The sequence below is a fragment of the Actinomycetospora sp. NBC_00405 genome (assembly GCF_036044095.1).
Lineage (GTDB): Bacteria > Actinomycetota > Actinomycetes > Mycobacteriales > Pseudonocardiaceae > Actinomycetospora > Actinomycetospora callitridis.
The window spans coordinates 926886-945507 of sequence record NZ_CP107938.1 but is presented as its reverse complement, the minus strand read 5'-3'; the positions used below and the strand labels follow the sequence as shown (position 1 = coordinate 945507).

At 74.7% G+C, this 18622-nt stretch carries 24 protein-coding genes and 1 riboswitch; of the genes, 5 read left to right on the top strand and 19 right to left on the bottom strand.

All coding sequences use genetic code 11. The features are described 5' to 3' along the window. Positions 1–8: 8 nt before the first annotated feature. Positions 9–113, bottom strand: a riboswitch (glycine riboswitch). 76 nt (positions 114–189) lie between these two features. The 7 genes from OG774_RS04650 to OG774_RS04620 all read right to left on the bottom strand — a co-directional run bounded on the left by OG774_RS04650 (position 190) and on the right by OG774_RS04620 (position 5104). Next, complete coding sequence (locus OG774_RS04650; protein ID WP_420791795.1) at positions 190–804, bottom strand: MerR family transcriptional regulator; 615 nt, start codon at positions 802–804, stop codon at positions 190–192. Positions 805–990: 186 nt separating this feature from the next. After that, the gene (locus OG774_RS04645; RefSeq protein WP_133828637.1) at positions 991–1464 is read right to left on the bottom strand and encodes a bifunctional nuclease family protein; all 474 of its coding nucleotides are present in this window, start codon (positions 1462–1464) and stop codon (positions 991–993) included. Between the two features lie 145 nt (positions 1465–1609). Continuing rightward, a complete protein-coding gene (locus tag OG774_RS04640; RefSeq protein WP_328307138.1) occupies positions 1610–2518 on the bottom strand; it encodes a MerR family transcriptional regulator in 909 nt (302 codons plus the stop codon). Further along, positions 2515–2982, bottom strand: coding sequence for a glycogen accumulation regulator GarA (gene garA, locus OG774_RS04635; protein ID WP_274194739.1), 468 nt, complete (start codon positions 2980–2982; stop codon positions 2515–2517). Before garA ends, OG774_RS04640 begins: the two co-directional genes overlap by 4 nt. 257 nt (positions 2983–3239) lie before the next feature. Continuing rightward, complete coding sequence (gcvH, locus tag OG774_RS04630; protein ID WP_328307135.1) at positions 3240–3629, bottom strand: glycine cleavage system protein GcvH; 390 nt, start codon at positions 3627–3629, stop codon at positions 3240–3242. A gap of 107 nt (positions 3630–3736) precedes the next feature. Beyond that, on the bottom strand, positions 3737–4315 hold the full coding sequence (locus OG774_RS04625) for a CDP-alcohol phosphatidyltransferase family protein (protein WP_274194737.1): 579 nt from the start codon (positions 4313–4315) through the stop codon (positions 3737–3739). Between the two features lie 39 nt (positions 4316–4354). Next, positions 4355–5104 (bottom strand): SDR family oxidoreductase, encoded by a 750-nt coding sequence (locus OG774_RS04620; protein WP_328307131.1) that lies wholly within the window; start codon positions 5102–5104, stop codon positions 4355–4357. A 24-nt stretch (positions 5105–5128) separates the two neighbouring features. On the opposite strand from OG774_RS04620, the gene OG774_RS04615 reads away from it, so the two are divergent. Continuing rightward, a complete protein-coding gene (locus tag OG774_RS04615; RefSeq protein ID WP_328307129.1) occupies positions 5129–6247 on the top strand; it encodes a glycosyltransferase family 9 protein in 1119 nt (372 codons plus the stop codon). 49 nt (positions 6248–6296) lie between these two features. Here the strand turns inward: OG774_RS04615 and selD are convergent, their stop codons facing one another. From selD to OG774_RS04600, 3 genes are all read right to left on the bottom strand, one after another. After that, positions 6297–7304 (bottom strand): selenide, water dikinase SelD, encoded by a 1008-nt coding sequence (selD, locus tag OG774_RS04610; RefSeq protein ID WP_328307126.1) that lies wholly within the window; start codon positions 7302–7304, stop codon positions 6297–6299. 9 nt (positions 7305–7313) lie between these two features. After that, the gene (locus OG774_RS04605; RefSeq protein WP_328307124.1) at positions 7314–8012 is read right to left on the bottom strand and encodes a DUF742 domain-containing protein; all 699 of its coding nucleotides are present in this window, start codon (positions 8010–8012) and stop codon (positions 7314–7316) included. Between the two features lie 392 nt (positions 8013–8404). Further along, positions 8405–8638: an RNA-binding S4 domain-containing protein gene (locus tag OG774_RS04600; RefSeq protein WP_328307122.1), complete on the bottom strand. Its 234-nt coding sequence runs from the start codon at positions 8636–8638 to the stop codon at positions 8405–8407. Between the two features lie 52 nt (positions 8639–8690). On the opposite strand from OG774_RS04600, the gene OG774_RS04595 reads away from it, so the two are divergent. Further along, complete coding sequence (locus OG774_RS04595; RefSeq protein ID WP_328307120.1) at positions 8691–9434, top strand: sulfite exporter TauE/SafE family protein; 744 nt, start codon at positions 8691–8693, stop codon at positions 9432–9434. A 5-nt stretch (positions 9435–9439) separates the two neighbouring features. On the opposite strand, the gene OG774_RS04590 is transcribed toward OG774_RS04595, so the two are convergent. The 4 genes from OG774_RS04590 to OG774_RS04575 are packed head-to-tail and all read right to left on the bottom strand — an operon-like array spanning position 9440 to position 11757. After that, positions 9440–10165, bottom strand: coding sequence for an SDR family NAD(P)-dependent oxidoreductase (locus OG774_RS04590; protein ID WP_328307118.1), 726 nt, complete (start codon positions 10163–10165; stop codon positions 9440–9442). Beyond that, positions 10162–10635, bottom strand: a complete 474-nt coding sequence (locus OG774_RS04585) for a GatB/YqeY domain-containing protein (protein WP_328307116.1) — start codon at positions 10633–10635, stop codon at positions 10162–10164. The genes OG774_RS04590 and OG774_RS04585 overlap by 4 nt, the downstream gene beginning before the upstream one ends. A 14-nt stretch (positions 10636–10649) precedes the next feature. After that, positions 10650–11381 (bottom strand): SDR family oxidoreductase, encoded by a 732-nt coding sequence (locus OG774_RS04580; RefSeq protein ID WP_328307114.1) that lies wholly within the window; start codon positions 11379–11381, stop codon positions 10650–10652. Positions 11382–11400: 19 nt separating this feature from the next. Continuing rightward, complete coding sequence (locus OG774_RS04575) at positions 11401–11757, bottom strand: VOC family protein (RefSeq protein ID WP_328307112.1); 357 nt, start codon at positions 11755–11757, stop codon at positions 11401–11403. An 87-nt stretch (positions 11758–11844) separates the two neighbouring features. On the opposite strand from OG774_RS04575, the gene OG774_RS04570 reads away from it, so the two are divergent. Further along, positions 11845–12414 carry an RNA polymerase sigma factor gene (locus tag OG774_RS04570; RefSeq protein WP_328307110.1) on the top strand — a complete coding sequence of 190 codons (570 nt, stop codon included), beginning with the start codon at positions 11845–11847 and terminating at the stop codon, positions 12412–12414. Then, positions 12411–13181: a methylated-DNA--[protein]-cysteine S-methyltransferase gene (locus OG774_RS04565; protein ID WP_328307108.1), complete on the top strand. Its 771-nt coding sequence runs from the start codon at positions 12411–12413 to the stop codon at positions 13179–13181. Before OG774_RS04570 ends, OG774_RS04565 begins: the two co-directional genes overlap by 4 nt. A 97-nt stretch (positions 13182–13278) precedes the next feature. Here the strand turns inward: OG774_RS04565 and OG774_RS04560 are convergent, their stop codons facing one another. The 5 genes from OG774_RS04560 to OG774_RS04540 form a co-directional block, all read right to left on the bottom strand. Beyond that, positions 13279–15288 carry a CehA/McbA family metallohydrolase gene (locus tag OG774_RS04560; RefSeq protein WP_328307106.1) on the bottom strand — a complete coding sequence of 670 codons (2010 nt, stop codon included), beginning with the start codon at positions 15286–15288 and terminating at the stop codon, positions 13279–13281. A gap of 24 nt (positions 15289–15312) precedes the next feature. Then, a complete protein-coding gene (locus OG774_RS04555; protein ID WP_328307104.1) occupies positions 15313–16146 on the bottom strand; it encodes a mycofactocin-coupled SDR family oxidoreductase in 834 nt (277 codons plus the stop codon). A gap of 43 nt (positions 16147–16189) precedes the next feature. Continuing rightward, positions 16190–16993 (bottom strand): DUF1684 domain-containing protein, encoded by an 804-nt coding sequence (locus tag OG774_RS04550; RefSeq protein WP_328307102.1) that lies wholly within the window; start codon positions 16991–16993, stop codon positions 16190–16192. Further along, positions 16990–17505, bottom strand: coding sequence for a peptide-methionine (S)-S-oxide reductase MsrA (gene msrA, locus OG774_RS04545; RefSeq protein ID WP_328307100.1), 516 nt, complete (start codon positions 17503–17505; stop codon positions 16990–16992). Before msrA ends, OG774_RS04550 begins: the two co-directional genes overlap by 4 nt. Positions 17506–17567: 62 nt before the next feature. After that, positions 17568–17999 carry a helix-turn-helix domain-containing protein gene (locus OG774_RS04540; RefSeq protein ID WP_328307098.1) on the bottom strand — a complete coding sequence of 144 codons (432 nt, stop codon included), beginning with the start codon at positions 17997–17999 and terminating at the stop codon, positions 17568–17570. A gap of 145 nt (positions 18000–18144) precedes the next feature. Between OG774_RS04540 and OG774_RS04535 the strand changes: the two genes are divergently transcribed. Then, the gene (locus OG774_RS04535) at positions 18145–18612 is read left to right on the top strand and encodes an SRPBCC family protein (protein WP_328307096.1); all 468 of its coding nucleotides are present in this window, start codon (positions 18145–18147) and stop codon (positions 18610–18612) included. The last annotated feature ends 10 nt before the right edge of the window (positions 18613–18622 follow it).

Here is an 18622-nt window from a genome sequence, read left to right as displayed (position 1 = left end):
GAGGTCGTCTCCTCCGCGCGGTCTGGGATGCCTGAGAGGTTCCGGGGAGGAGTTGCTCCTTCGGCGCCTGCGGCCAGAGGCTTCTGTGTGCAGGTCTCTCCCGCGCGGTGTCCAAGTACGACGGGATGAGGGTAGCGCAGTCGGGCGGTCGGACCCAGCGTCCGCGTGGCCCGTGTCACCCGGTGGGTGTCAGCCGGCGGAGCGGGCTCCACGGTTGCGGCGCGAGGCCAGCTCGTCCTCCGGCGACGGGTCGACGACGGCGGTATCGGCCCGCTCGGCGGGGAAGCGTGCGATGCTGCCGGAGATCTCCCGCATGGCCCCGCCCACGGCGATCCCGAAGACGCCCTGGCCGCCCTGCAGCAGGTCGACGACCTCCTCCGGGGAGGTGCACTCGTAGACGGTGACCCCGTCGGAGAACAGGGTGATGCGCGCGAGGTCGCGCACGCCGTGGCGGCGCAGCTGCTCGACGGCGACGCGGATGTTGTTCAGCGAGACGCCGGTGTCGAGGAGGTTCTTGACCACCTTGAGCACCGCGAGGTCCTTGAACGAGTACAGCCGCTGGGAGCCGGACCCCGTCGCGGAGCGGATGCTCGGGACCACGAGCTTGGTGCGCGCCCAGTAGTCGAGCTGGCGGTAGGTGATGCCGACGATCTGACACGCGGCCGGCCCGCGGTACCCGACGACGTCACCCGAGGGCGGCCCGTCGCCGAACACTTCTTCGGCGAACAGCGAGCCCTGCTCGCCCTCCGGACCGAGGGGCTCGAGCTCGGGGCCGGCGGGTCCGCCGTCCTGACCACCGCTCACCGATTGCCTCCCTCGTTCCGTTGTGGCGCCGACGGTACGAGCGGCGGAGATGGGGGTCAACGCGACGCGCGGCGACTCTCGACCTTGACTTCAGGGTGAGAGTACAGCCCCCGTACTCCACGCCGTCCGACGGCTGACGTCTCGCGACGGAGGAGCGTGAGGTCAGCGCTCGGCCTTGGCGCGAGACTAGGTGTCGGCTCCGCGGAAGTCCTCCGGCGACACGGAGTCGAGGAACTCGCGGAACTTCTCGACCTCGTCCTCCTGCTCGTCCGGGATCACCAGACCGGCCTCGGAGAGCACACCCTCCTCGGCGTGGATCGGCACACCGACCCGCAGGGCGAGGGCCACCGAGTCGCTGGGGCGGGCGGAGACGCGGATGTCGCCGTCGAACACCAGCTCGGCGTAGAAGGTGCCCTCCTGCAGGTCGATGATCCGGACCTGCTCGAGCCGGCGGTCCAGCGCGCCGAGCACGTCCTTGAGCAGGTCGTGGGTGAGCGGTCGGGCGGGCTTGACGCCCTGCTGCTCGAGGGCGATGGCCGTGGCCTCGACGGAGCCGATCCAGATCGGCAGGTACCGGTCGCCCTCGGCCTCCCGGAGAAGGAGGATCGGCTGGTTCGCGGGGAGCTCGACCCGAACCCCCACGACACGCATCTCGCTCATGCGGCTCGCCTCCTTCGATCGACGGATCGAGACGCTACACGCTCGGGAACCCCTACGCGCGAGTCCGCGAGGGCCTCCGCGGGCCTCCGAGGGCTCCGTCGCCCAGCGGGCCGACGGCCGTGTGACGGCCCTGTGACGGGCCGGTTCAGCGCTTGAGACCGTGGCGCAGACCCGCCCCGACGAGCAGCGCGTGCAGCCGCCCGGAGAGCGCCGCCAGCTCGGCGGAGAGCTCCTCGGCGCGGCGGGCGGCCTCGGGGCCGCGGCTGCGGGCCACGGGGGTGACGAGCTGGGTGAGCAGACCCACCTCGCGGTCCGCGCTGGCGCGCGCCGAGCGCAGCAGGCGCGGCTCGACGCCGAGACGCGCCAGGGACGCCGCGGTGCGCGCGACCAGGACGTCCTCGGGCTCGTAGCGGCCGTCGGCGTCGGGACGCAGGATGCCGTGGTGCTCGAGGCCATCGAGCAGGGAGGCGTCCACGCCGTCCTCGGCGAGCAGCACGTCGCGGCTCACGGTGTCCCCGCGCGCGGTGCGGGCGCCGTCGGGGTCCTCGTCGGGCTCGACGCGGTCGGCCACCGAGGCGAGGCTGCGCACGCGGGCGGTGGCCGCGGCGCTCGGGCCGGAGGGCGTGGTCGGACCGCCGGGTCCGCCGGGGCCGCCAGGTCCACCAGGCCCGCCAGGTCCACCGAGTCCGGGTCCACCGGACTCCGGCGGCGCCGCCGTCGCGAGCGCGCCGTCGACACCGCCCGGGGTCTCCCCCGGCAGCGTCGGGCCGCCGTCGACGGGGTTGCGGTCGAACTCGTCGAGCCGGGCCCGGATGACCTTGAGGGGCAGGTAGTGGTCGCGCTGCGCGGACAGCACGAACCGCAGGCGCACGACGTCGGCGTGCGAGAACTGCCGGTAGCCCGCCGGGGTGCGCGCCGGACGGATCAGGCCCTCCGACTCGAGGAACCGGATCTTGGAGATCGTGATCTCCGGGAAGTCGGCACGCAGCGCGTCGAGCACCGAGCCGATCGAGAGGGGGGATCCCCCAGGCTCGGACAGCCCGGCGGCGGTCACTCCAGCCCCGCCCCCGCCCCGGCCGACCCGCCGTCACGGGGACCGGTGAGGAAGACGAGGCGGAACTTGCCGATCTGCACCTCGTCGCCGTTGGCGAGCACCGCGGTGTCCACCGGCTCGCGGTTGACGTACGTGCCGTTGAGGCTGCCGACGTCGACCACCACGAACTCCGCGCCGTCGCGGCGGAACTCCGCGTGCCGGCGGGAGACGGTGACGTCGTCGAGGAAGATGTCCGAGTCGGGGTGCCGCCCCGCGCTCGTGGTGTCCCGGTCGAGGAGGAAGCGCGACCCGGCGTTGGGGCCGCGCTTGACCACCAGCAGCGCGGAGCCCGCGGGCAGCGCGTCGACCCCGGACACCGGAGCGCCGCGGGACTCGGTCTCGGGCTCGGCCAGGAAGTCGGCCCGGAAGACCGACGTCGTCTCGCCCTGACGCTCGGGGGGGACCGGGGGACCGCCTGTGCTCACCGTGCTCCTCCGTCGTGTCGTGCTCGGTCTCGTGCTCGATCGAGGTGTCCCGCCCGTCCCCGGCCGGCTCGGGGACCCTGGAAGGGGGCCCCGTCCCCGGCCTCGGTGACGGATCGTCGCGAGGTGGCCGTCACGGTACCGGTCCCCGCCACGGGGTCGAGGCCCTCCCCACCCACCGTGAGCGAGAGTCCGCGTGCCGTGGCGGAGCGTCAACGGTGGCGGCCGTCCGGGGTCCCCGTACGAGGGCCCGCGGACGGTCAGGAGCCGTCGACGATCTCCTGGTAGGCGGCCGCGTCCAGCAGGTCCTCGAGGGCGCGCGGGTCGGGCAGGCGCAGCTCCATCATCCAGCCCGAGCCGTACGGGTCGGAGTTGATGAGCTCCGGGGTGTCCGCCAGCCCGTCGTTCACCGCGGTGACCTCACCGTCGAGCGGCGCGTAGATCTCCGAGACCGACTTGGTGGACTCGACCTCGGCGACGGACTCGCCGGACGACACCGTCGCCCCCACCGACGGCAGCTGGACGTACACGACGTCGCCGAGCTGGTCCTGGGCGTAGTCGGTGATGCCGACCCGGACGATCGACGGGTCGGCCTCGCTCGTGGTGATCCACTCGTGCTCGGCGGTGTAGCGCAGGCCCTCGGGGACCACCGGCGACTCCTCACGTCAGGGGTTGTGCTCGGTCCGGCCCGGGTTCTCCCCGGGCGGCGGCAGGCTAGAGCGCCGGGCACCGGCGGGCCAAGCCGGGACCGTGCACGTCACGCCGTCGCGACCGGTGACCGGACGAGTTGGACGAGGTAGAGCGCGCCCGACCACAGGTGCAGAGCGACCCCCCACACCGTGAAGGCGTAGGCGAACGGGCGGGCGATGTCGGCGCCGGGCCAGTCCATCTGCGCGAGCAGCAGCAGCGGGAACGCGTAGAGCAGGTTGAGCGTCGCGGCCTTGCCGATGTAGAGCACGGGGAAGGCCAGGTAGCCCTTGCGTCGCAGCAGCGGCAGCGCGAGCGAGACGACGACGTCACGTCCGATGATCAGGACGAGCACCCACCACGGCACGATCCCGCGGATGAGGAACGCGACCAGCGTCGCGACGGTGTAGAGCCGGTCGGCCAGCGGGTCGAGCAGCTCACCGAGGCGGCTGTACTGGTCGAGGGCGCGCGCGATCCGCCCGTCGAGCCAGTCGGTGATGCCGCTGGCGACCAGGACGACGAGCGCCCAACCGTCGGCCTGCGGACCCAGCAGCAGCCAGAGGAACAGCGGCACCCCGAGCAGGCGCACGAAGCTCAGCGCGTTGGGCACGGTGAGCCAGCGCTCGCCGGCGAGCTCGCGGAGGGTCACGGCGGCGAGTATCCCCCGGACCCTCCGGGCGCAGCAGGGTCAGCGCGCCGTCCAGCCCATGTCCATCGTCACCGGGGATCCGGTGAAGGTGGACCCGGCCGGGGTCTGCAGGAACGCGACCACGTCGGCCACCTCCGAGGGCTCGATCAGCCGCTTGCGGGCGTGCGGCGTGAGGATGACCTCCTCGATCACCCGGTCCTCGCTGATCCCGTGGGCGCGGGCCTGGTCGGCGATCTGCTTCTCGACCAGCGGGGTGCGCACGTAGCCGGGGCAGACGGCCGTGGCGGTGATCCGGTCCTCGGCGCCCTCGAGCGCGAGGGTCTTCACCAGCCCGAGGACGCCGTGCTTCGCCGAGACGTAGCCCGCCTTGTACGGCGAGGCGGCCAGGGCGTGCGCCGAGGCGATCGCGACGAAACGCCCGCCCTCCGGGGCCGCCCGCAGGGCCTCCCACGCGTACTTGGCCAGCAGGAACGGGCTGGTCAGCAGGATCGCCTGGAGGGCGTCCCAGCGGTCCTCGTCGAAGTCGGCCACCGGCGAGACGTGCTGGAAGCCCGCGTTGGGCACCACGAGGTCGAGGCGGCCGAACTGCTCGAGCGCCGTGTCGATCGCGGCGCGGTTGCCCTCGCGGGTGGTGAGGTCGGCGGCGAGGGAGGGGCCGGGGAGGGTCTCGTCAACTTTGAGGTCCACGCCCAGGACCGACCAGCCGTCGTTCGTCAACCGGTCGACGATCGCCCGGCCGATCCCGCTGCCCGATCCGGTCACCACCGCTGCTCGCTGCTCGCTGCTCATCCCCCGACCGTAAGGTGTCGCGCCGTGATCGCTCCCGCCAGCGGCCCCGCTCTGGGCCTGCCGGCTCAGCCCGCTCCCCCGGTCCCCGACGTCCGGCGCCTCGTCGTGCTGCGGGCCAACGGCCTCGGCGACTACGTCGTCGCCGAGCCCGCGCTGGCCGCCCTGCGCGCCACCTACCCCGACGCCGAGGTGACGCTGCTCGGCGCCCAGCACCACGTCGGGCTGCTCGCCGGCAGGCCGTCGCCGGTCGACCGGGTGGTCACCGTGCCCCTGATGCCCGGCGTGCGGGTCGGTCCCGAGCCCGACGCGAGCGAGGACGAGATCGAGGCGTGGGCCGCCGAGCAGCGGGCGTACGGCTACGACCTCGCGGTCCAGATGCACGGCGGCGGGCGGAACTCCAACGCGCTGCTGCTGCGGCTGGGCGCCCGCGTGACGGCGGGGTCGGCGACCCCGGATGCGCCGCGCCCCGACCGCTGGGTGCCGTACTGGCCCTTCCAGCACGACACGGTGCGCTGGCTCGAGGTGGCCGCCGCGGCCGGGGCCACGCCGACCCGGGTGGAGCCGTGCGTCGAGGTGACGGCCGAGGACCTGGCGTCCTCGCGCGCGGTGGTGCCGGCCGGCGACGCGCCGCTGCTCGTGGTCCACCCCGGCGCCACCGACGCCCGGCGCTGCTACCCCGAGGAGCGCCTCGGGGCGATCGCCCAGGACCTCGCCGACCGCGGCGCCCGGGTGGTCGTCGCGGGCGGGCCGTCGGAGGCCGAGCGGGTCGCCCGCGTGGTCTCGGGCATGCGCTCGACCCCCGAGACGGCCGTGGGCACGCTCGACCTGCCGGGACTGGTCGGGCTGCTGTCCCGCGCGACGCTGGTGCTCGGCAACGACTCGGGCCCGCGGCACCTCGCGGGCGCCGTCGGCACCCCGACCGTCGCCGTGTTCACCTACGCCAACCTCGCGGACGTGGCGCCGCTGACCCGCGTCTGGCACCGCGTGCTCGTCTCCTGGCACGGCGGGTGCCGCGTGTGCGGGATGCGGGTGCTCGACGGCTGGTGCGGGCACGAGGAGAGCGCGACCCACGACGTCGACGTCGCCGAGGTCCGCGAGGCCGCGCTCGACCTCTGGGAGCAATCAGAGGGAGCACGCCGATAGGGATGCTCCGCACGTGAGTGATCTGGGTCGTCCCGACGACCCGGATCACTCACGTGACGCGGAGCGTCCTCCCCTCCTCGGCGGCGACGATCTCGCCGACCACGGGGTGGCCGGGGATCTCGCCGGCGAGCAGCAGGCCGCCGGAGGTCTGGGCGTCGGCGAGCAGCAGGGCCATGGTCTCGTCGACGTCGAGGCGCGCGTGCGGACGCACCCAGTCGAGGTTGCGCCGCGAGCCGCCGGGCACGTAGCCGTCGCGGGCGGCCTCGCGGGCGCCGTCGAGGAACGGCACGGCGCTGCTGTCGATCACCGCGGTGACCCCGGAGGCCCGCGCGAGCTTGTGGGCGTGGCCGAGCAGGCCGAAGCCGGTGATGTCGGTGCCCGCCCGGATGCCCGCGGCCACGGCGGCGCGCGAGGCCTCGCCGTTGAGCGTGGTCATCACCTCGACGGCCGCCGCGAACGACTCGCCGGTGGCCTTGTGGCGGTTGTTGAGCACGCCGAGGCCGAGCGGCTTGGTCAGCGTCAGAGGCGTGCCCGGGCGGGCGGCGTCGTTGCGGATCAGCGCCTCGGGGTCGGCGATCCCGGTGACCGCCATGCCGTACTTGGGTTCCGGGTCGTCCACCGAGTGCCCGCCGGCGACGTGGCAGCCGGCGAGGTCGGCCACCGCCAGGCCGCCGCGCAGGACCTCGGCGGCGAGGTCGTAGGGCAGCACCTCGCGCGGCCAGCACAGCAGGTTCAGCGCGATCACCGGGCGCCCGCCCATGGCGTAGACGTCGGAGAGGGCGTTGGCCGCCGCGATGCGTCCCCAGTCGTAGGGGTCGTCGACGACGGGGGTGAAGAAGTCGGTGGTCGCGATCAGCGCGAGGCCGTCGCGGATCCGCACGGCCGCGGCGTCGTCGCCGTCCTCGAGCCCGACGAGGAGCTCGCCCTCGCGCGTCGTCGACGGGGACGGCATCAGCCCGCGCACCACGTCCTCGAGCTCGCCGGGCGGGATCTTGCAGGCGCAGCCGCCGCCATGGGCGTAGCCGGTGAGGCGCGTGGCAGGGGACGTCGCGGTCATGCCCCCGTTCTACAACCTGTGCAGGCCCTCCAGCACGCGCGCCATGATGTCGCGGGACGGGGCGCCCGAGGCGGCGACGGCCCGCGGGTGCACGAGCAGCAGGCCCGCGCCCACCATGTCGTCGATGATCACCCGGGCGACGCCCAGCGGCACCGAGAGCAGGGCGGCGACCTCGGCGACCGAGCGCGGGTCGCCGACCACGTCACCGAGCGCCACGTGCTCGGGGTCCTCCAGCGGCGGGCGCGGCGAGGGGATGGACACGAGGGTCTCGACGGCCAGGTCGGCGCGCGCCTTCGTGCGCCCGCCGGTGCGGACGTACGGACGCACGCGGGTGCGCGTGCTCTCCGGCGGCGGGGTCGCGGTGATGAACAGCGGCAGGGTCGGGGCGTCGTCGGCCTCGGGCTCCGGCGACGCCGCCGAACGGCGTAGCGGCGGCGCGGCCTGGGCGGGCACCACCGCGTCCTCGGCGGCCTCGCGCTCGGCCGCCCGGCGGGTGCGCCGGCGCTGCGAGCCGAACCGGGCCCCGGTCCGTCCGAGGGTGGAGTCCTCGGGCGTCTCCTCGGGGGCGGGCTCCTGGACGGGGACGGGCTCCGAGACCGGGCCCTGGTCCTCGGGGTCGTCCTGGACGATCCCGCGCGGGAAGCGGGCGCCGGTGCGGCCGACGCGCGTGCGACGACGCGGCCGGTCGGTGCCGTCGTCCTCGCTCACGCTCCGCTCCCCTCGGTGGTCCCGATCGGCGTATCCCACCGGCCGAGCCGCCTCGCGCGGCGGCCGGGATGGTGACCATGACGCGAGGGCGGGAGCCACGATAGAGCAGGTCTCGGCCCGATCACACGGTCTGCCCGGACCGCACCGCGAGCGGTGACCGAACGTGATGTCCCGGTCACACGGTGACGGCAGGATCACGGCCGCAGGACGACCCGATGTCAACCGGATCGGCCGCCGTGTCCAGCGACGACGGTGTCGGGTGGGGGCGCTAAGCTACTGCTCAGCCCCACCTTGACCTCTCTCCGTGGGGCTGTTCCCACCGAGACTCGGGGTCGTCGTCGTTCCACCCGGTTCGCCGGGACGTCGACCCCGAGTCTCGTTGTTTGTACTCATCAACCCTCCGAGCGACGGACCCGGATCCGCTCCCCCGCGAGGGCCACGACGTCCCCGGGCGCGATCTGCCGGCCGCGCCGGGTCTCGCTCCGGCCGTTGACCGTCACCTCGCCGGCCTCCAGCACCTCCCGCGCCGCCGCGCCGTGCTCGACCAGACCGGCGAGCTTCAGGAGCTGACCGAGGCGGATCCCCTCGTCGCGGATGTCGACGTCACGGACGGGCTGGCGCTCCACGCCCTCGAGTGTGCCGGGCGGTGCGTGCCTCCCGGTGGTGGGATGGCGCGCGATGGACGTCGTGCTGCTGGTGGTCGCGGGGCTGGGCGCCGGGCTCACCGGGTCGATGGCCGGGCTCGCGTCGCTGTTCTCCTACCCGGCACTGCTGGCGATCGGCCTCTCCCCCGTGGCGGCCAACCAGACCAACACCATCGCCCTCGCGGTCAGCAGCGTCGGCTCGATGCTCGGCTCCCGACCCGAACTGCGCGGGCAGGCACCCCGCGTCCTGCGCCTGCTTCCCCTGACGATCCTGGGCGGGGCCATCGGCGCCGGCCTCGTGCTCCTGACCCCGTCCGATGCCTTCGCCCTCATCGTCCCGTTCCTCGTCGCCGGCGCCTCGCTCGTGCTGCTCCGGCCCCCGCGGATCGACGCGGCTCCGGTGGCGACGCGCGGCGGGCGCGCCGCGACCGTCGTCGGGGTCGTCGCGGTGGGCGTCTACAGCGGCTACTTCGGCGCCGCCGCGGGCGTCGTGATGATGGCCCTGCTCGTGCGCGCCCTCGCCGACTCCCTCGTGCGCGTCAACGCGGTGAAGAACGTGCTGCTCGGCGCGTCCAACGCCGTCGCCGCGATCGCCTTCGCGGTGGTCGGCGAGGTCGCCTGGTCGGCCGCGCTCCCGTTGACCTGCGGGCTGCTCGTCGGCAACTACTGCGGCCCCGCGATCGCCCGCCGCCTCCCGCCGACGGTGCTGCGCCTCGGCATCGCCGTCGCGGGCCTGGTCCTGGCCGGGGTCCTCCTGCAGCGGGCCCTGACGACCTGAGCGCGCTACAGCGTCTGGCCCCCGTCGACGACGACCGTCTGGCCGGTGATCGCGCGGCTCGTGACGAGCCCGAGCACCGCGGCGGCGACGTCCTCGGGCGTGGTCTCCCGGTCGAGCAGGGCCGAGGCGGCGAGCTCGCGGCCGCGCTCCTCGTCGCCCGCCCACCAGCGGGTCAGCACCAGGCCCGGGGCCACCTCGTTGACCCGCACGGGCGCGAGCGCGTGCGCCAGCGAGCGGGTCAGGCCGTGCAGGGCGGACTTGCTCACCGCGTAGGGCAGCGAGGACCCCTTGCCGGTGAGCCCGGCGATCGAGCCGATGTTGACGACGCAGCCGTCGTCGGCGGCGCGCAGGTCGCCGGCCGCGGCGCGGGCGCAGTACCAGGGCGCCATGAGGTTGACCGCGAGCATCCGCTGCCAGACGTCGTCGGAGGCGCCGTCGAGGTCGTCGAGGGGCATCGGGACCGTCGCGCCGGCGTTGTTCACCAGCACCCCGATCGGCCCCAGTTGCTCGCGGGCCGCGGCGACCATCGCCCGGACGGCCGCGTCGTCGGTCACGTCGGCCTGCACGGCGACCGCCCGGCCGCCCTCGGCGGTGATCTCGTCGACGACCGACCCGGCGTCGTCGGCCGACCGGCGGTACGAGATCGCGACGGGGTGGCCCGCCCGGTGCAGCGCGAGGCTGCAGGCCCGCCCGATGCCGGTGCCGCCGCCGGTGACGAGCGCGGTCCTCACGAGCCGCTCAGCTGGCGCTTCACCTCGCCGGACACGCGCCGGCCGTCGGCCTGCCCGGCCACCTTGGGCTGCACGACCTTCATCACCGCGCCCATCTGCTTCGGGCCCTCCGCGCCGGTCTCGGCGATGGCCGCCGCGACGATCGCGGTGAGGTCGTCGTCGGAGAGCTGGGCGGGAAGGTAGTCGGCCAGCACGAGCTGCTCGGCGCGCTCGCGCTCGGCGAGCTCGGTGCGGCCCGCGCCGTCGAAGGCCTCGGCGGACTCCCGGCGCTTCTTCGACTCGCGCCCGAGGACGGTGATCACCTCGTCGTCGGTGAGCTCGCGGTGCTGCTCGCCCGCGACCTCCTCGGTGTTGATCGCCGACAGCGCCATCCGGATCGTCGAGACCCGGACCTGGTCCCGGGCCTTCATCGCGGTGGTGAGGTCGGTGCGCAGTCGTTCCTTCAGCTGTGGTTCTCCGGGATGGGACACGCGAACCACCGTAGTCACGTGAGGCGACGGAGAATCGGCGTCGGCATCACCCGCAGCAGCCGGCCGAGCGCCGCCCACGGCCACGTCGGCACGTAGGCGAAGGCAGGCGCCTTCTCGATCGCGTCCGCCATCGCCTTCGTGCCGGTCGCCGCGTCCACGGAGAAGGGCCGGCTCATCCCCCCGTTGAGCTCGGTGCGGATGTAGCCGGGCGCGAGCGTCGTCACCCGGATCGGCGTGTCCGCGACGTCCACCCGGATGCCCTCGGCGAGGTGCGAGAGCGCGGCCTTGGTCGCCGCGTAGGTCGTCTGGGCGCCCTGCAGGCCACGGTCGGCGGCCACCGACGAGACCACGACGAGGTGCCCGGCGTTCTGCGCGCGGAAGATCTCCATCGCCGCCTCGCACTGCGCGAGCGCGGCGACGAAGTTGGTCCGCGCCGTCGCCAGGTTGACGTCGAAACGACCGGTTCCGATCGGCGCGCCCTTGCCCACCCCGGCGTTGACGACCACGCGGTCGAGGACCCCGAGCTCGTCGCGCATCGCCCGGAATGTCGTGAAGACGGCGTCGTGGTCGTCGACGTCGAGCGTGGCGACGACGATCCGGACGCCGGTGGGCGCGAGCTCGTCGCGCAGGGCCTCGAGACGGTCGAGGCGCCTGGCGACGAGGGCGAGGTCGTGGCCGCGCGCGGCGAGCTCGCGGGCCATGCCCTCGCCCAGGCCCGCGCTCGCTCCGGTGATCAAGGTCCGCATGGGGCGCGAGCCTGTCAGGTCACCGGTGGGCGAGCACGTTCACCACCACGCCCTGCGGCGTGCGCACGAAGAACCGGCGCACGCCCCACGGCTCGTCGGTGAGCGGGTGGACGATCTCGTACCCGGCCGCCACGGCACCGTCGTGGACCGACTGCAACGCCGCGAGGTCGGCGACCTCGACCGACACGCGGCTGTCCTCCGGGGCGGTGGCGTCGCGGCTGATGAGCTGCACCTGGGCGGTGCCCGCGCTGTGGTTGACGACCCAGCCCATGTCCATCGGGGTGTCGAGCCCGAGGAGGCCGGTCCAGAACGGGGCGTCGGCGACGGGGTCGGCGACGGCGAGGTTGGCGACGATGCGACGCACGGTCGGGGTCATGTCCGGCAGCCTGCCGTCCCGGGGGCGTCGAGGGCTTGGAGGAATCCGACCCGCCACGGATCCCGTGGGTCTGGTGTTCTCCTGGACGTGGCGGACGACGAGCAGCTGCGCACCGCGCTGGTCGAGGACCTCGACGCGGGGTTCGAGGCGGTGGTGCGCGCCCACGGCGACGTGGTGCACGCCGTCGCGCGCCGGACCTCCGACCGCGCGGCCGACGCCGAGGACCTCGCCGCCGAGGCGCTCCTGCGGGCCTACCGCGCCCTGCGCGGCTACACCCCGGAGCGCATCGAGGGACTGACCCTGCGGCCCTGGCTCCTGACCATCCTGCTCAACACCGCCCGCAACGACCGTCGCGCCGCCGCCCGCCGGCCCCGGACCGACGGCGTCGCCCCCGTGCCCGACCGCGCGAGCCCGGCGCCCGGACCCGCTGAGCACGCCGAGACCGGCGACCTCGGCGACCGACTGGCCGGGCTGCTCGCCGAGCTGCCGGTCGCCCAGCGCACGGCGGTGGTGCTGCGCCACGTCGTCGACCTGCCCGTCGCCGAGGTGGCCGCCGTCCTGCACTGCAGCGAGGGCACCGCCCGGTCGCACGCCGCCCGCGGGCTCGCGGCGCTCCGGACCCGCCTGACCGCCGACACCACCGAGGAGACGGCATGACCGACGCCCCGACCGCCGACCGCCCGGCCCCCGACCCCCTGCTGTCCGGCCTGCGCGACCTCGCCGAGCCCGCCCCCGCCACCCTGACCGACCGGGTGGTCGACGGCTGGGTGCGCGCGCCGAGCCCGCTCGGCGAGGTGTACGCCGTCGCCGGCGCCGGCGGGGTGCGTCTCGTCCGGACCGCCGCCCACGCGGGCGACCTGGAGGTCTTCCTCGAGGACTACCGGACGCGCCACGGCCGCCCGGTGCGCCCGGCGACGCGTCCGCCCCGGGGCCTGCTGCCCGCCCTGCGCGGGACCGGCGGGCCGCCGGAGCTCGACCTCACCCACGTCGGCGACTTCGCCCGGAAGGTGCTCGCCGCGACGGCGCGCATCCCCGCGGGCCAGATCCGCCCGTACGGCTGGGTGGCCCGCGAGGCCGGGCACCCGACGGCCGTGCGGGCGGTCGGCACGGCGCTCGCCCGCAACCCGGTCCCGCTGCTCATCCCCTGCCACCGCGTGGTGCGCGGCGACGGTGGCCTCGGGCAGTACCTCTCCGGCGCCGGGGACAAGGCGACGCTGCTGGCGGGCGAGGGCCTGGACCTCGACCGGGTCGCCGACCTGGCCGCCGCGGGCACCCGCCTGATCGGCAGCGACACCACCGGCGTCGTCTGCTTCCCGTCGTGCCACCACGCGCGCCGGATCACCGACGCCCACCGCCACGGGTTCGCGAGCCTCGACCGGGCCCGCGCCGCCGGCTACCGCCCCTGCCGCGACTGCCGCCCCTGACCCATGTGCGTGATCTTCTGAGCGATAGCTCAGAAGATCACGCACGTAGGTCCGTCCCTCCGTGAGTGAAGCTCCCGGCCATGGCCGGGAAGTTCACTCACGGGTCCGGCCACTCCGTGAGGGCGGCGCGGTAGACGGCGCGGGCGCGGTCGAGGACGGCGCGGTGGTCGGCGAGCTGGGCGTCGCGGCGCCCGGGGTCGAGGCGACCCTCCTCGACCACCAGGCGCTCCAGGCGGTCGAGCAGACCCAGGCACCACCGCACGTCGGCCTCCCGGGCGACGCGCCGCCCGCCCACCTCGACGTGCACCGCCGAGGTGTGGGCGAACACCGGCCGCGCGGGGTCCATCGGGTGCGGCCCGCCCCGGGCGCTCGCTGCGAGCCACAGGGGCCCGTCGACAGGGACCTGCGCGGTCAGCGTGACGTCGGGACCGTCGACCGCCCGCCGGGCCAGCTCCCCGTCCGGGCCGTGGAGCACGAGCTCCTGGGCCCCGCTCCCCCGGACCCGCGCGCGGACGTCCAGGACGTCGCCCGCCTCGGCGTCCAGCACGGAACCCGGACCGGCGCCGTCCACGGTCAGCGTCAGGAACGGCCCGTTCGTCGCCATTGTTCGCCCCGCCCGGACGGCGTCGCGGACCGCCTCGGCCGACACCGGCGCGTCGCCCAGGTCGGCGTACATGCGGACCCAGCCCGGGGGGTTCGACGCCACGCCCGGGCCGTGGGCGAACGAGAGGAAGACGTCGCTGCCCGCCACGGCCGCGGGGCGCAGGCCGCTGCCGAGCAGGCGGTGGAAGAGCTCCGCGCCCGCCGTGTCGTCGAAGCACGACACCACCTCGAGGCCGTCGACCAGCCCGAGGGCCACGTCGGCGACGAGCTCGCGGGCCTCGACCGTCCGGTGCGGGGCGAGGAACGGGCCGTAGGGGTCGTCGGGATCGTCGCCGAACCCCGCGAACACCGGGTGCGCATAGGCCACCGAGGCGGCGGCGTCCCGCAGGTCCGCGCAGGCCTCGGCGTTGGGCGGCCAGTCGTGCGGGTGCTCGGTGCCGGGGTGCCCGGTCTGGTACCGGATCGGGGGCCGCGACGGCGCGAGGGCGTGCACGTGCCCGAGCAGGTCGTTGCGGAACTCGACGGACGCACGAGCCACGGCGTCCCCGGTCCACAGGTCCTCGCCGACGGTGCTCTCGAACAGCGCCCGGTCGTAGACGTGCGGGCCACCGAGGTTGCCGGCGGTGAGGTTCATGAGCTCGAGGCCCTCGCCGCGCTGCATCGCCCGGGCCCGGGCGGGGTCGACGACGAGGTCGCCGGAGTAGTTCAGGTGCACGTGCAGGTCGGCCGACCGCCACCCCTCGGCGGCCGGGTCGACGAGGCGCTCCGGCTCGAGATCGACGCCCTCGACGGAGCCCACGGTCACCGTCGTCGTCACCGGCGCGTGCTCGGGCCCCCGGGTGCACGTGACCGTGAACGACCCCGCGGGCACCTCGAGCACCGTCTCCCGGGCGTGGAAGTACGGCCGGTGCGCGCCGTCGTGCTTCGGCGGCACGCCCTCGGGCCACCAGCCGCCGCCGGCCTCGTCGACCACCGACCACCGCGACCACGCCGAGCTCCGCACCCGCAGGGACGCCGCGGGCCGCACCTCCACCGCGCCGGCGACCTCCAGCGCGCCGACCCTCAGCTCCGGCCCGTCGACGTCGACCGTCACCACGGCCGCGCCGCCGGCCTCGACCGTCACCGGGGTCCCGGCCACGTCCAGCTCGACGTCGACGAGGGAGTCCACGACGACGTCGAGGGTCACCGCACGCCCGGCGCACGCCAGCCGGGGCGCCCCGACCCGCGGGGTGACGGTGCCGCCGGCGTCGACGTCGAGCACCACGAGCCCCGGCGCGGGCGTGTCCCCGGCGACCCGCCGGATCGCGGCCGGCCAGTCGCCGCCCGTCGCCGCGAGCGCGTCGGTGAGGTCCCCGAGGCGGGAGAAGCGCGCGAGCCGGAAGAACTCCGGCAGCTCGTCGTCCCCCCATCCCCAGCCCCGCTGATCGCGCAGACGCCGGTAGTGGGCGAGCGCCTCGATCGCCGCCGCGGGCAGGTCGAGCACCTGGTCGTCGTCACAGCACATCAGCAGCAGCAGATCATCAGTGGCTCACCGCGCGGTGAACCCCGCGTCGACGGGGAGCGCCACGCCGGTGACGTAGCGGGCCTCGTCGGAGATCAGCCAGGACACGGCCGCGGTGATGTCGCCGGGCTCGAGGAGCCCGACGGGCAGCAGGTTGCCGACGTCGGGCACCTCCCCGGCGGGCGGGTCGGTGAACAGGGCGGCGACGGCGTCGTTGAGCACCATCGTCGTCGCGACGCCCGAGGGGTGCACCGAGTTGACGCGGATCGAGTGCGGCGCGAGCCAGTGCGCCCACCCGCGCACGAGCCCGACCAGCGCGTGCTTGCTCGCGATGTAACCGTCCATCTGGCCGCTGCCGTCGCCGCCGCGTCCGGACAGGCCCATCGACGAGCTCGTGACGACCACCGCGCCGCCCCGTCCCTGCGCGATCATGGTCGGCGCGGCGACCTGCACGGTGTTCCAGACGCCGACGGTGTTGACGTCGAGCTGGTCGCGGAACGCCTGCGCGGCGCTGACCTCGGGCGACGCCATCCCGATCCCGGCGTTCGCGAGCACGGCGTCCACGCCGCCGAGCTCCTCGACCCCGGCCGTGACGGCCTTGCCGATGGCGTCGGCGTCGCGGACGTCGGCGACGTGGGCGCTCACCCGCCCGCCGTGCTCACGGATGCCCGCGACGGTCTCGTCGAGGTCCTCGCGGGTGGCCATCGGGTAGGCGACGCCGGCCAGCGGCGCGCAGATGTCGACGGCGATCACGTCGGCGCCCTCGGAGGCGAGCCGCAGCGCGTGGCTGCGGCCCTGCCCCCGGGCGGCGCCGGTGACGAGCACGACCCTGCCCACCTGACGCCCGGTGCGTTCGGTCATGGTTCGACCGTAGCACCGGGTGGTTGCAAAAATGAACCAGGCGTCACACCGGGGTCTTCTCCCCCGCCTCGACGGGCACCGTGACGACGTTGCCCCCGGGCGGCAGCGGGCAGGTCGCGAACGCGCTGAACGCACACGGCAGGTTGATCGTGCGGTTCAGGTCGATCCGCACGGTGCCGTCGGCGGCCGGCTCGTCGGTGCTCAGGGTGCGCCCGCCGCCGTAGGTCGAGTGCCCGGACGTCCCGTCGCGGAAGTGGAGCTTGAGCTCCCCTGCCTGCCCGGCCAGCGCGACGAGCTCCTGCTCGGCGCCACCGGCCGTGAAGCGCACGGTGCCGACGGCCGTCGGGTGGAAGCCCAGGCCGTCGATCACCGTGTCGACGTCGATGCGCTGCGGCACGTCCCAACGCTCGAACCGCCCGGTGACCACCCACGACGCGTCGACGGGGAACGCCGGCACCCCGGAGAACCGCTGCCGGGTCGGCGCCTGCGGGTCGCGGACCCGCAGCGCGACGTGCTCCTCGCGACGGATCACCTCGACCCGACGCTCGCCCACGGTGACGAGCACGCCGGGCTTGCCGTCAACGGGCTCGACGCGGGCCGTGCCGTCCACCACGGCACCGTCGACGACGATGCCGTCCGCAGCCCGGGCCGCGATGTCGGCACCGCCGTCACGCGCGCGCCAGGTGCCCGGCAGGTCCTGGTACGAGCGGGGCTCGCCCACCAGCCAGTGCAGCCCGGTGAGGCTGAGCCACCCGTGCGGAGCGCGCAGGACGTCCTCGCGCTCCGCGTGCCAGGCGGCCCACTCGCCGGCGAGATCCGTGTCCGCGGCGCCGACCGTCGCCGTCACGCCGAGGTCGTCTCGCGGCGCGGCAGCACCCAGCCGGGACGGACGAAGTGGCACGTGTAGCCCCAGGGCTGCTTCTGCAGGTAGTCCTGGTGCTCCGGCTCCGCCTCCCAGAAGGCACCGGCCGGCTCCACCTCGGTGACGACCTTGCCGGGCCACAGGCCCGACGCGTCGACGTCGGCGATGGTGTCGTGCGCGACGCGCTCCTGCTCGGGGTTCGTGTAGTAGATGGCCGAGCGGTAGCTCCGGCCGATGTCGTTGCCCTGGCGGTCCCGGGTCGACGGGTCGTGGATCTGGAAGAAGAACTCCAGGATCTCGCGGTAGGAGATCACCTCGTCGTCGAACACGACCTCGACGGCCTCGGCGTGGTCGCCGTGGCGACGGTAGGTCGCGTTCGGGGTGTTCTCGTCCCCCGAGTAGCCGACCCGGGTGGAGAGGATGCCCGGGCGCTTGCGCAGCAGCTCCTGCGCGCCCCAGAAACATCCACCGGCCAGGATGGCGGTCTGTGTGGCCACTGATGGACCTCCTCGGTCTCGGCGTGCTTACGGACGAACGCACGCCGGCCGGGCGGTGTTCCTCATCTCTCCGGGCCGACCACCGAGCGGAAGCGGACCGGCGCCTCGAGCAGCTCGTACGGGCCGTGCTCGCCCTCGCCGTCGAGCGCCAGCGCGTCGCCGGCGCGCAGCGTGTGCCGGGCGTCCCCGTGGCCGTAGACCAACGCGCCCTCGAGGACGTAGAGGACGAGACCCCCGGTGTGCCGCTCCGACGGGGCCTCGTCCAGCAGGGCGGACACCGGCACCGCGAGCGCGTCGGCCAGCCGCGCCAGGGTGGACAGGCTGCACGACGTCCGGCGGTGCTCGATCTTCGACAGCATCGCCTTGGAGATCCCCGCCCGGGCCGCGAGGGCGCCGTTGGACAGGCCGAGCGCCTCGCGGCGGCGACGGACCTGGGCGGCGACCGTGTCCTCGGGACTCGGTCCGGGCACGGCGTCGGCGAGCGCGTCGGTCATGTCCTCCCGCCCCCGAACCGATCCCTCCGGTCCGTCACCCCACAGCGTCGTCCGACGGGACGTGCCGTGGGTTACGGCGGCGTTTCCGCTCGTCCCCCGACGGGTCGGCCGCGATCGGATGACCGGGGGTGACATGCTCCGCACCGTGAGCGAGCAGCGCATCGAGGTCCCCCGCTGGATCGAGGCCGAGCCGGCGACGATCTTCGACGTGCTGCGCGACCCGCACGGGCACGTCGCCATCGACAGCTCGGGGATGCTCATGCAGGCCACGGGCGAGCCGGTGGAGGCCGTCGGCGACCGCTTCACCGTGCACATGGACCGCGAGGCGCTCGGCGACCGCCCCCTCGGGCGCTACGACGTCGACGTCGTCATCACCGTCTACGAGCCCGACCACGAGATCGCCTGGACGATCGAGGGCCAGGTGCGCCCCTACATCGGGCACGTCTACGGCTACCGCCTCGAGCCCGTCGAGGACGGCACCCGGGTGGTCTCGTACTACGACTGGTCGTCCATCCACCCCGAGTGGGCCGAGCGCGACATCTTCCCGGTGATCTCCGAGCAGGCGCTCAAGGCGACGCTGGGCATCCTCGCCCGCACCGTCCAGAAGCGCTGACCCGCAGCGG

Coding starts and splice junctions, on each gene's coding strand:
- OG774_RS04645 (WP_133828637.1), bottom strand. CDS start 1,464: ATGAGCGAGATGCGTGTCGTGGGGGTTCGGGTCGAGCTCCCCGCGAAC.
- OG774_RS04620 (WP_328307131.1), bottom strand. CDS start 5,104: ATGAGCAGCGAGCAGCGAGCAGCGGTGGTGACCGGATCGGGCAGCGGG.
- selD (WP_328307126.1), bottom strand. CDS start 7,304: ATGACCGCGACGTCCCCTGCCACGCGCCTCACCGGCTACGCCCATGGC.
- OG774_RS04595 (WP_328307120.1), top strand. CDS start 8,691: ATGGACGTCGTGCTGCTGGTGGTCGCGGGGCTGGGCGCCGGGCTCACC.
- OG774_RS04580 (WP_328307114.1), bottom strand. CDS start 11,381: ATGCGGACCTTGATCACCGGAGCGAGCGCGGGCCTGGGCGAGGGCATG.
- OG774_RS04575 (WP_328307112.1), bottom strand. CDS start 11,757: ATGACCCCGACCGTGCGTCGCATCGTCGCCAACCTCGCCGTCGCCGAC.
- OG774_RS04565 (WP_328307108.1), top strand. CDS start 12,411: ATGACCGACGCCCCGACCGCCGACCGCCCGGCCCCCGACCCCCTGCTG.
- OG774_RS04560 (WP_328307106.1), bottom strand. CDS start 15,288: ATGTGCTGTGACGACGACCAGGTGCTCGACCTGCCCGCGGCGGCGATC.
- OG774_RS04555 (WP_328307104.1), bottom strand. CDS start 16,146: ATGACCGAACGCACCGGGCGTCAGGTGGGCAGGGTCGTGCTCGTCACC.
- OG774_RS04540 (WP_328307098.1), bottom strand. CDS start 17,999: ATGACCGACGCGCTCGCCGACGCCGTGCCCGGACCGAGTCCCGAGGAC.